This window comes from Vallitalea sediminicola, from assembly GCF_054408565.1.
The window spans coordinates 15,565-27,318 of the sequence record NZ_BTPT01000093.1 but is presented as its reverse complement, the minus strand read 5'-3'; the positions used below and the strand labels follow the sequence as shown (position 1 = coordinate 27,318).

13 protein-coding genes are annotated in these 11,754 nt (G+C 30.3%); 3 read left to right on the top strand and 10 right to left on the bottom strand.

Features of this window, described 5'->3' with window-relative positions; all coding sequences use genetic code 11:
- Positions 1-211: 211 nt before the first annotated feature.
- Positions 212-778 (bottom strand): winged helix-turn-helix transcriptional regulator, encoded by a 567-nt coding sequence (locus ACX6CF_RS25200; RefSeq protein ID WP_458788146.1) that lies wholly within the window; start codon positions 776-778, stop codon positions 212-214.
- Between the two features lie 516 nt (positions 779-1,294).
- Here ACX6CF_RS25200 and ACX6CF_RS25195 point away from each other — a divergent pair.
- Positions 1,295-1,996 carry a site-specific integrase gene (locus ACX6CF_RS25195; RefSeq protein WP_458788145.1) on the top strand — a complete coding sequence of 234 codons (702 nt, stop codon included), beginning with the start codon at positions 1,295-1,297 and terminating at the stop codon, positions 1,994-1,996.
- A gap of 84 nt (positions 1,997-2,080) precedes the next feature.
- On the opposite strand, the gene rlmD is transcribed toward ACX6CF_RS25195, so the two are convergent.
- From rlmD to pcrA, 3 genes are all read right to left on the bottom strand, one after another.
- Positions 2,081-3,430, bottom strand: a complete 1,350-nt coding sequence (rlmD, locus tag ACX6CF_RS25190) for a 23S rRNA (uracil(1939)-C(5))-methyltransferase RlmD (RefSeq protein ID WP_458788144.1) — start codon at positions 3,428-3,430, stop codon at positions 2,081-2,083.
- 114 nt (positions 3,431-3,544) lie between these two features.
- On the bottom strand, positions 3,545-3,877 hold the full coding sequence (locus ACX6CF_RS25185; RefSeq protein ID WP_458788143.1) for a hypothetical protein: 333 nt from the start codon (positions 3,875-3,877) through the stop codon (positions 3,545-3,547).
- A 103-nt stretch (positions 3,878-3,980) separates the two neighbouring features.
- Complete coding sequence (gene pcrA / locus ACX6CF_RS25180; protein ID WP_458788142.1) at positions 3,981-6,209, bottom strand: DNA helicase PcrA; 2,229 nt, start codon at positions 6,207-6,209, stop codon at positions 3,981-3,983.
- Positions 6,210-6,467: 258 nt separating this feature from the next.
- Between pcrA and ACX6CF_RS25175 the strand changes: the two genes are divergently transcribed.
- Positions 6,468-7,085: a DUF1836 domain-containing protein gene (locus ACX6CF_RS25175; protein ID WP_458788141.1), complete on the top strand. Its 618-nt coding sequence runs from the start codon at positions 6,468-6,470 to the stop codon at positions 7,083-7,085.
- A 20-nt stretch (positions 7,086-7,105) separates the two neighbouring features.
- On the opposite strand, the gene ACX6CF_RS25170 is transcribed toward ACX6CF_RS25175, so the two are convergent.
- The 4 genes from ACX6CF_RS25170 to ACX6CF_RS25155 all read right to left on the bottom strand — a co-directional run bounded on the left by ACX6CF_RS25170 (position 7,106) and on the right by ACX6CF_RS25155 (position 9,348).
- The gene (locus ACX6CF_RS25170; protein ID WP_458788140.1) at positions 7,106-7,393 is read right to left on the bottom strand and encodes a YerC/YecD family TrpR-related protein; all 288 of its coding nucleotides are present in this window, start codon (positions 7,391-7,393) and stop codon (positions 7,106-7,108) included.
- A gap of 121 nt (positions 7,394-7,514) precedes the next feature.
- Positions 7,515-8,222 (bottom strand): phosphatase, encoded by a 708-nt coding sequence (locus ACX6CF_RS25165; RefSeq protein WP_458788139.1) that lies wholly within the window; start codon positions 8,220-8,222, stop codon positions 7,515-7,517.
- A gap of 18 nt (positions 8,223-8,240) precedes the next feature.
- Positions 8,241-8,801 (bottom strand): chromate transporter, encoded by a 561-nt coding sequence (locus ACX6CF_RS25160; protein WP_458788138.1) that lies wholly within the window; start codon positions 8,799-8,801, stop codon positions 8,241-8,243.
- A complete protein-coding gene (locus ACX6CF_RS25155; protein ID WP_458788137.1) occupies positions 8,788-9,348 on the bottom strand; it encodes a chromate transporter in 561 nt (186 codons plus the stop codon). Before ACX6CF_RS25155 ends, ACX6CF_RS25160 begins: the two co-directional genes overlap by 14 nt.
- 235 nt (positions 9,349-9,583) lie before the next feature.
- Between ACX6CF_RS25155 and ACX6CF_RS25150 the strand changes: the two genes are divergently transcribed.
- Entirely contained in the window at positions 9,584-9,787 is a 204-nt protein-coding gene (locus ACX6CF_RS25150) for an ABC transporter substrate-binding protein (protein ID WP_458788136.1), read from the top strand.
- 13 nt (positions 9,788-9,800) lie between these two features.
- Here ACX6CF_RS25150 and ACX6CF_RS25145 read toward each other — a convergent pair whose 3' ends face one another.
- Entirely contained in the window at positions 9,801-11,438 is a 1,638-nt protein-coding gene (locus tag ACX6CF_RS25145) for a recombinase family protein (RefSeq protein WP_458788135.1), read from the bottom strand.
- Between the two features lie 38 nt (positions 11,439-11,476).
- Positions 11,477-11,617: a hypothetical protein gene (locus ACX6CF_RS25140; protein WP_458788134.1), complete on the bottom strand. Its 141-nt coding sequence runs from the start codon at positions 11,615-11,617 to the stop codon at positions 11,477-11,479.
- Between the last annotated feature and the right edge of the window lie 137 nt (positions 11,618-11,754).

Here is an 11,754-nt window from a genome sequence, read left to right as displayed (position 1 = left end):
GAAAAACATTTACCTTTCAGAGCTGAGAATTAGTAAATTCTTTTTCACTGAATTTCCTCACAATACTATAGTCTTAATATTTATATAATCATTACATGCATAGCTTCGCCCTTTCACAGGTATTACTGCTAGATTGGTACTAACTATATCCTCAAATCAATCTACTAGAGCCGAAACATCGTATAAATTTCATTGATTGTTTTATCTATATCTATAATCTTTCTGTAAGATCGATTACAGTCAACCCTTCTACGTCAGCAAACGCTTTAATAACCTCTTCATTCTTGTTCATATGAACAAGAACCGGTGAATCAAATCCCTTAACATTAACCTTCTTTAGCTTGTCTAAAACAATCAAATTCGAATTATAATTAATTGGCTTAAATTCATCAATTGCAATTCCAATCATTTCACCCATTTCATCATCACTTTTCAAAACAAAAATGATGTCATGATCATTTGCTAATTCTTCAAAGATTTCCTTAATTTTCTCTTTTGTCTCAAAAATTGCTCTGTAATGAATTTTAAGATATCTCACTGTTTTTTTTGCCTTTTCCATCATTCCAATAGGCGTTAGCATGTAGAAAACTTGTTTCTGAGATACTTGTGTCATCTTAATGAGACCTTCTTTAATCATTTTGTTCATCAGTGCATTTACAGTACTGACTGAAACACCTAATTTTCTTGAAAGCTCACGCTGAGTGACATTTTCATTGTCCATAATTTCTGACATAATAGTATGCTCATTATCCAAAAAAACACTTTTACTCCCTGCCAATTTTATCTCCTCATTTCAAGCGACTAAAAAACAAAAATGTGTTAAATTACATTACCGTTCGAAAAACGAACACTAAGAGTAGTTTAACCTCTTATCCAATATTTGTCAATATAGAATATTGATTCTTATATATAATATTAAGAATAGGGTCCATGACGTACATTCTTCTAGTAGCTCACATTAAAGCTTATCATGGGTAAGTCTATGCTGAATGAAATGTCAAACAAGCATAACTATGCAATATATTTAAGTGTAGCTAATCATACAACAATATCCATAGCTAGAATTATTCTGTCAAGCATTTTTGAAAATGTCTCGAAATTATTAAAATATAAGCACCGATTTTTAGGTGCTTTAATAACTTCAGCATTTATTCCACGGTTCTATTTACAACGAGCCTCTAATGGCATGATTCAACAACAACTCCCGTAGCATCATCAACAGCATATATCTGGCCATTTCAAAAGCTCAATAATAAATTCTTATGGTGTTCTTTCAGGAGCATTTAAAGCAGCTGTGTACCCTTATCAATTCATTAAAGCAAATCCAATGCAATATGTAAAAGTACCTAGAATACAAAACAATGAACGAGTAAAAGATGATTTAAAAGTTATTACAATGAATGATTTCAATACTATAATTAAAAGATTTTCATATGGAAGTACATTTCATGTTCCCATCCAAATAGGATTTAATACTGGTATGCGTGCTGGAGAAGTTTGTGCTCTGACATGGGATTGCGTTGACTTAAGAAATAATTCAATAAAAATCGAAAAGACTCTAGTTGGAAAAGGAAAAGGAATATGGGAATTAGGTACACCTAAAACTAAAGCATCTTATAGAACTATTACAATTGGTACTACTCTTAACAATATATTAAAAAAACACCGTAAATGGCAGCTAGAAAACAAATTAAGGTATGGTAAGTATTATACTGATTCAAATTACGTTTGTACAAAAGAAAATGGTCAATTAATTACTACTGATAGTATTAAATATCTTAGTAGAGTTGTTAATTATGAAATAGGTATCAACTTTAATTTTCATTCATTAAGGCATACACATGCAACTATGCTTCTAGAAGCTGGAGCAAATATTAAAGATATTCAAGATAGATTAGGACATGCTAAACTCTCTACTACTATGGATACCTATTCACATGTAACTAAAAAAATGAAAAAAGAAACTGTTGAGATATTTGAAAACACAATAAAATAATTTTGCCACCGACTAAGTACTGACGGTGGCAATAAGGTGGCAAATTAATGTTTTTCATTTCTATAATGACGATAAACCCTGTATTTATCGGTACAATTTACAAATAGTCTCCACATGTACCGTATGCGGAAACATATCCACACACCTAACCCTCTCAACCTTATACCCTCTACTCAAAAACACTTCCAAATCCCTAACCAAAGAAGTTGGCTTACAACTAACATAAACAATCTGCTCAACACCATAATCAATAATCTTATCAAGAGCCTTAGGATGAATTCCATCTCTTGGTGGATCTAGCACAATAATATCAGGCTTATCCTTAAGCTCATCGATAACCTTCAAAACATCCCCAGCTAAAAACTCACAATTATCAAGCCCATTCAACTTAACATTCTCCTTAGCCGCTTCCACAGCCTCCTCAACAATCTCAACCCCTACCGCTTTCTTCGCAACAGGTGCTAACATCTGAGTAATAGTCCCCGTACCACTATAAAGATCAAATATAACCTTATCCCTAGTCTCACCAACATAATCCCTTACTACAGAATACAGTTTTTCTGCACCAAGAGAATTGGTCTGAAAGAACGAAAATGAAGAAATACGAAATTGTAACCCAAGTAACTTCTCAACAAAATAATCTCTACCATATAACTTCTTAATCTCATCCACCTTAACAGCATCCGCTAGATTATCATTTATAGTATGCATTATAGAAACTATCTCTCCATCCAGATTACAACTATTCAACTGACCAACCCACTCCTCAAGATCAAAATCCATCTGAGAAGAAGTAACCAGATTAACAAGAATCTCTTGAGTATTAACAGCTTTCCTGACTACTAGATATCTAAGGTAACCTTCATGTGTTCTCTTATAATAATAAGATATATTCTTCTCAGAAAAATAATCAAGAGTAGTCTTAAGTATTATATTAAAATCATTGCTTACTATCTTACAATCATCAACTGTAACAATATCATACAATGACGCTTTTCTATGCATTCCTAACGCAAGAGGTCCATCCTTATATTCATCACCAAAACTATACTCCATCTTATTACGATAATTAAACACCTCAGGACTCTTAGTTATTCCTTCATATTCATAATGTGTATCTAATGTATCCAACAACTCTAGAACCTGTGATTCCTTTAACTTCAATTGCTCTTCATAAGGTAGAGATTGATATAAACATCCTCCGCATTTACCAAACACCTTACATGGTGCCTCAACTTCCATAGGTGACTTTTCTATTATATCTAAAGCCCTAGCTACTATTTTATTCTTTCTTTTCTTAGTAACTACTGCTTTTATTTTCTGCCTTGGTATTACATTCTTAACAATAACTTTTTCAGAATCTATATTTATAATTCCTTTATTAGGGAATTCTACTCTCTCAACAATACCTTCAATGATATCTTTCTTTTTCATATAATGTCTCCTCGTATTAGTACCGAAATAATAAATAATCAATTTTAATAACGTTGATTTTTATTTTTTACTGCTTAAAAATAGCGGAGAATACTTTCTCCGCTTTAACTTTTATTATTCTTCAGATTGTGACTCTTCTTCTACTGGTTCATCTGCACTGTAATCATTGTCACTTTCTTCATAATCCATATCTTCAAAATCTTCATCTTCGAATTCCTCAAACTCCTCGAAATCCTCTTCTTCTTCAAAATCTTCGAATTCATTTGGGGCTAGCAACTTGTATAATGCGAAAGCTCCTGCGGCAACTGTAACTACTCCTAGTACCACCCAAACCCATGTCTTACTCTTATGTTCTTTCTCTTCCTTGTCATTACCTTTAAACTTCTTTAGCAAGTCATTCACTTGCCTCATATTAAGGAACTCTTCTTTGTTAAATTTCTCAATCATACTTACACCAACCCTTCTTTTGAATATTTTGTATAATTATACCATTATTCTTTGCATTTTTAAACCAATTTTATTCTTATTTTTATTAAAAATTGATTACCATCTAAATATTTATAGCTTTTTTTAGATTTGCAAGCCTTGCCATGAGTTTTTTTACACCAGCACTTGGAAAATTAACTGAAACTTCGAAATCTGCTCCTCCCGGTTGTATATCAAGAACTTCACCTATACCGAACTTCACATGCTTAACTAAATCCCCTATTTCATAGTCCAGGGTAAAGTTTTCTGGAGTTGGCATCTTATTAGCGTTCTTCTTAACCGTATATGGATTTGCTTTCAAAAAACCATGAGCATTTTTTCTGAAACTAGTTTTTTCATTAGGCATGTCCTGTGCAGATTTTTTATACTCTAAATCAAATAGTTGATTATTAATCTCCCTAATAAATCTTGATACTTGATTATATTGAGTCATGCCCCTAATCATTCTTGAGTTAGCACCTAATAAATATAGTTTTTGCTTAGCCCTTGTTATACCTACATAACATAATCTTCTTTCTTCTTCAATATCTTCTTGTTGACCTGAAGATATGCTCATATAACTAGGGAATAAACCATCTTCCATACCAGAAATAAAAACGCAAGGGAATTCTAAGCCTTTAGCACTATGCATAGTCATAAGAACAACAACATTTGTCTCTTCATTATAATTATCTATATCTGCTATAAGTGCTACTTCCTCTAAGAAACCATTCAATGTTGGTTCCTCTTCGTTATTCTCATATTCAGTTAACTTGGAAATCAATTCTCCAATATTATCAATTCTTCCATGTGCCTCATCAGTACCTTCCGCTTCCAGTTCTTTGACATAACCTGTCCTCTCAATGACTTCATTGGTTAAATCAACTAGACTCATGGTTGCCCTTTCAACTCTTAATCCTTTAATAAAATTAGCAAATGCCTCCACTTTCTTAGATGAACGTGTCATATTTGGTATCTGACTCACTTCACAAAGTGCGTCGAAGAAATTCACATCATTATTATATGCATAATTTTCTACTTTATTAATTGTTGTTGTACCAATTCCTCTTCTTGGAACATTTATTATTCTTTTTACCGCAATATCATCAGTACTGTTATTAATAGTTTTTAGATATGCTAATATATCTTTTATTTCTTTTCTTTGATAGAAAGATGTACCGCCGACAATTTTATAAGGTATATTATTAAGTATGAATCTTTCTTCAATAACACGTGATTGAGCATTGGTTCTGTATAGTATCGCATAATCTTTAAACTCTCTGCCATCTGATTCAATCCCTTTAATAATTTCACCAGCTATGAATTCAGCTTCAGCTTGTTCATTCTGAAGACATCTATAATCAATCAGAGCTCCTTCATCATTATCTGTAAAGAGAGTCTTACTTTTTCTGCCATAATTATTTTTGATGACTTGATTAGCTGCTTCTAGAATATTTTTTGTAGAACGATAGTTTTGGTCAAGTACTACACTCTCAGCATTTCTGAAATCTTTTTCAAAATCAAGTATGTTGCTAATATCTGCACCTCTAAATCTATAGATAGATTGGTCATCATCACCAACTACACACAGATTTTTATACCTGCTTGCCAGTAAACCAACAAATATATATTGCACATGGTTAGTATCTTGATATTCGTCTACCATTATGTATTTAAACTTATCTTGATAATATGATAATACATCTGGGCAAAATCTGAATACTTCAACTGTCTTCACTAATAGATCATCAAAATCAAGTGCATTATTTTTTTTAAGTCTATCTTGATACATCGTATATACTTTTGATATTACTTGATCTCTGTAATCGCAAGCTTGTTTTTCAAATTTCTTAGGCGTAAGTAATTTATCTTTTGCAGAACTTATACTGCTTAGAATACTATTTTCTTTAAACTGCTTAGGATCAACGTTGAGTTGTTTCATACAGTCACGGATTAATTTTTTTTGATCATCAGTATCGTATATAGTAAAATATCGGTCATATCCAATCTTATCTATATGACGTCTAAGTATCTTAACACATGTAGAGTGGAATGTACTTACCCATATATCCTCGCTACCAGAGCCTACAAGGTTATCTACTCTTTCTCTCATCTCTTTAGCTGCTTTGTTGGTAAAAGTAATTGCAAGAATATTCCAAGGTGCTACATTCTTCTCTTCAATTAGATAAGCTATTCTATGTGTTAATACTCTTGTTTTTCCTGATCCCGCTCCAGCTAATATAAGCAAGGGGCCCTCTGTATGTAATACCGCTTTTTTCTGGTCTTTATTCAAAGAGTCATATTTTTTATCCATATCTTTACCACCTATAGTATAGTTTTTCATATACATAATATAATATCATATCGAACATGAATTCGCTAGAGCAAAATAAGTATATTTAAAAGTATTAATAGTCTCAATATAATACACTTAATTTAACAAACTTCTTGCTAAGTAGTTTTATATACTATATAATAAATATAATGCATAAAATACAATATATAGACATTATTATTATTGTTTAGTTATCTTTTTTAAGTGCTACTCATCATATAATGAGGTGATAAATCAATGAATTATTCAACGTATATGAAAAAATTATTAAACCAACTAGAGAACATGGAACATGTTTATTCAAAAGATATACCTAATATAAGCTTGTATATGGATCAAGTAACTACTTTTATGGATGATAATCTAGGATCACTAAAACGTAGGGACGAAGATAAGATATTAACAAAAACTATGATTAACAACTATAGCAAAAACCATATACTACCACCACCAGTTAAGAAAAAATATTCGCCTGATCATATGATTATGCTAATATTTATTTATTATTCTAAACATGTACTATCCATTACTGATATTCAAAAACTTTTATCACCTATAAAAGATATGTTAGAAAACAATTCGGATTTTTCTTTGGAAAAATTTTATGATAAATTATTGAATGTTCAGAAAGATGAGTTTAAACTATTTAAAAAACATATAGAAAGTACTATCGAAGTAGCAGTTAATACATTTAACGATTCTGATATAGAAGGCAAAGATAAGGATATGTTAGAGCTCTTTAATATCATTTATCTATTGACTTTACAAGCGACAGCTCAAAAACATTTAGCAGAAAAATTAATAGATCGATATTTTAAGCAAAGCCCTGATCCAAAAGAAAATAAAGGGAAATAAAATAAGCTAACGTTTTACCGTTAGCTTTTTATTCGTGCGAATACCATATCATAACCGTCATTACCATAATTCAATGACCGATTTACTCTACTTATAGTTGCCGTAGATGCCCCTGTTTTTTCTGCAATCTCTAAGTATGTATGTTGTTCCCTCAACATCTTAGCAACCTGTAACCTCTGGGCAAGCGACTGTAATTCATTAACTGTACAGATATCTTCAAAAAACAAATAACATTCTTCAGGATTTTTCAAGTTCAAAATAGCCTCAAAAAGCCTATCTAACTCATGTGATTTAATATTCTTGCTCATTATATCCCTCTCCCTTTCTTAAGGTATAATAATAAAACCATTTGGTTTTTCCCATTTACTATTATGCCCATACTCCTTAATCAAATTTTACCACGATAAAATATTAAAGTAAAGTAATACTTTATCCTTTCAAAAATCTTTTCAATTTTTCCTTAGAAGTATTAACTATCAGTTCTTTCGGAAAATTAATTTCTTCAATTAGCTTAATTGCTCTACCGAATTCACCTACATCAAAGGACACATGTGCATCACTATTAATGACTATAGAAACATTTTTTTTCATGCATTTTTCCAGCATAATCTTTATATTATCAGTTCCTTTTCGAAAACCGTTAGGATTCATTGAACTGTTGTTAACTTCTAATAAGACATTATGCTCTTTTGCGGCTTTAACAATTTTATCATAATCAAGAGGATATCTTCCATCGTCTGGATGTCCAATTATATTAACATAAGGATTTTTCATGGCACCTATTATTGCATTTGTATTTTCTTCAATATTTCCAAATTCTATACATGGTGGATGTAGACTTGCAACAACTAAATCTAATTGCTTAAGTATTACTGTATCAACATCAATATCTCCATTATAATTTATTATATTAGCTTCTATACCTTTTAACACTTCTACACCATTAATATATTTTGGCAATACTCCTAGATTACTAAAATAAAACATATGCGCTGAACCTGGCATAGCTGGTGCATGGTCAGTAATTGCTATCAACTCTAAACCTTTTTTAGCGGCTTGGTCAACTACTTCTTGCATGGTACTGTATGCATGTCCACTTACTATTGTATGAGTATGAACATCTAGTATATAATCCATTAGATCAAATCCTTTCATTTACCAAATAATAATCCCTATAATTCCTGCTGAAATAATATAATAAATAGGATGCTTCTTGTATTTTATCACTGCGAACATGGTAACTGCAAATAGGATTATTGATTTTATATCAAATAAATTTGTAATTATGTCAGTTTGCTTGTACAAATCATAGTTAATGATAGATACCATCCCTACATTAACCACTGCTGTAAGTATTAATCCTATAACAGTTGCTCGAAGTCCTACAAAAATTGCCTTAACAACAGGTTTTTCATTAAAATGTTTCAAAAACTTAGCTACAATAATAATTATTATGAATCCTGGTAATATAACACCTAAAGATGATATAAGTGACCCTAAAAAACCTGCTTGGTCATAACCTACAAAAGTAGCCATATTTATTGCGATAGCTCCTGGTGTTGATTGAGATATTGCTATCATATCAGTAAACTGTTCCTTGGTCAGCCAGCCATACGCAGTCGCTTTCTCTTGAAGTAAAGGCAGCATAGCTAAACCACCGCCATAAGTAAATAAACCGATTTTAAAAAACTCATAGAATAACCTAGCTAGGATCATTGTCTTTTTCCTTTCTATAATAAATAAATATGCTTATAACAGCACCACCTAAAATAACATAAATTGGTGATATCTTAAAAATCAGAACACAAACAAAAGATATTATAAGAAGAATTATTCCCCATATATCTTTTACTGATTTTCTAACCATTTTACTGACAGATAGTATTAATAGTGCCAAGACTGCTATTCTTATGCCCCTAAAAGCATTTGCTACTGCTGTAATCTCTCTGAACCTAGAAAAAAACATTGATATAATAACTATTATAATAATAGAAGGAGATATAACACCTAGAGATGCAGCCACGGCTCCCCAGAAACCTTTTCCTTTTATACCAAGTAATGCAGAAGTATTTACAGCTATAACTCCTGGAATAGATTGTGCTAATGCATAACTATCAAGAACTTCTTCTTCCGTAGACCATTTATATCTATCTACCAATTCTTTTTCCACTATGGGAAGCATTGCATAACCGCCTCCTATAGTAAATAATCCTATCTTGAAAAACACCAAGTAGTATTTAATAATCTCTTTAAAATTATTCATAATCAATCACCTTTTAAGTTTATTACGTCAAAACTCAACATATTTTACCATATAAACACTTATATTTAAAGGAAAAAATCTACCAAAATAATTATAATATTCTATTATCCTTCTAAGGTTATTACTATAAGGTAATTAGTGTAACAGGTACAATCTTAGTCGCATAATATATTTAATACAAAAGTAAGCAACCAACCAGCAGTTGTTTATATTACATTATAAGGAGGATTTATTAGTGAGAAGAAAATTGGTTAGCTTAGTAGTACTTATAATTGTTGCATTATCTGCAATGCTTAGTGGATGTAATAGCAAAAGTAATCTTACAACAGTAAGACTTAACGAAGTTGTACATTCAATATTCTATGCTCCTCAATATGTAGCCATCGAAAAAGGATTCTTTGAAGATGAAGGTCTAGATATTGAACTTACTACAGGATGAGGAGATGAGTACATCAGTACATATAATTTATAATTACTTCATCTTCACTAATTATAATCTTATCAACTATTTTATTAAGTATGGCTTTTTTCTCATTCAGAGATGCATGGCTGTATTTTTCTTCCAAACTATTAAATGCATTACCATTGTTTGTCACACTTTTTATTTTTCCATTAGTATCATTATTATAAGCTGTCAACTGCTGTATTTCTTCATCTAATTTTATTAGCTTATCTTTATTACGATTTATATTATTTACATAAATCTCTGTTTTTTCTTTTTCATCATTTATAAAACATTCATCTATGGCTATTTCATATTTATTAATTAGTTTTTTCAGTTTTTCTCTTAATATTATTAAGTTATTAAGTTCATGTTGTTTAACATAAATATTGCTATTAATTTTTTCATTTAGAATTTGTTGGAATCTACTAGTATTGAAAGTTCTTAATTCATATAATATTATTTTATCAATAATAGAATCATATCTTAGTACACTATAGATATTTTTATTTGTAATCTCCTTATGCTTCACTTTATTAACCTTAGAATTTGGGCAATAATAATAATATACTTTTAACTTTATATCTTTGTCGTCTTTCTTTCTGTGATATTTGCTTAGGGAATAACCAGTTTTTAACTTTGCTCCACATCTACAGTAAATCAATCCGCTGCATAATGCATTTTCACTTATAGTAGCTGTACTTATCTGCAAATTTTTTCTTTTTTTACGTCTTTCTAGTAAGAATCCTGCTTGATGAAAATCTTCATTGCTAATTATTCTTAGATTTTCATTGTATGGTTGCAACTTATAATCTTCTCTATTATTCTTAACTATCTTATCTCTGGTTGATTTAGTTTTATTATAAGATTTTAGACCTATATATACCGGATTTCTTAATATCCTTGTTATAGTTGAAGCTCTCCATAGATATTGATTATCTGTTACATTGATATTATGATCTAAGGCTTCTTTCTTTTTTCTAGTTAAATGATTATTTTCATTTAGATGATTAGCTATTCTTACTGTACCCATATTTTTGTTAATGTATAAATCAAATATTGTTCTAACTATATCTGCTTCATTCTCATCTATAATCATCTTATTTATATACTTACCTCTTTTATTTTTGAGACTAGTATTAATCAATCTATATCCAAACGGCAGACCTCCTAGGAATTTTCCTTCTTCATTTTTATCTACAAAAGAAGATTTGACTCTCATAGAAGTCTTGATACTCTCGAATTCAGCAGTCCAGCTATTGAAAAAATTAATCAACTTGTCCATATGGGAATCCGTTTTGATTTCATTATCTGTAGAAGTCTCAAATACTCTAATGTTATTATTGGACAAAACCTGTAGAATGTTAGGCGCTTCATCTGAACGTCTAGTTAATCTATCATTATTATATATTAATAATATATCAAACTCTTTCTTCTCAGCCTTCAGAAGTATTTTTATCAATTCATATCTATTTTTTAGTGGAGTCTTGAATCCTGAAACATCCATTTCTGTATACTCATCAATTATATTTAATTCGTTTGTTTCACAAAAATCTCTACAGCTTCTCCTTTGCATAGCTTCATCCTGCTTATCAGTACTTATTCTGTATAATGCTATAGTTCTTAATCCTTTTATATCATGATACATTAGAACACCCCCTATATAAATATATTGAATTGTTTTTTCTAATCATTCTTACCTATATTAATTATTATATTGAATACTCTATTTTCCACTTGTTCTTTTTCCTTGTCTTCCCCCTTGTAATTACATATAACCTTAATACCATTAACATATTTTATCTTAGTTATATTATCCCTTTCCACTTGATTTTCTCCCATATCAACATATATCTATTAATATGCCTTCTATAATATGTCCTATTAATTCTATTGAAAAAGTTTTATACCAAACAAAATTCTATACATATATTTTAATGAAAATGAATATGGTTAATTTTGAC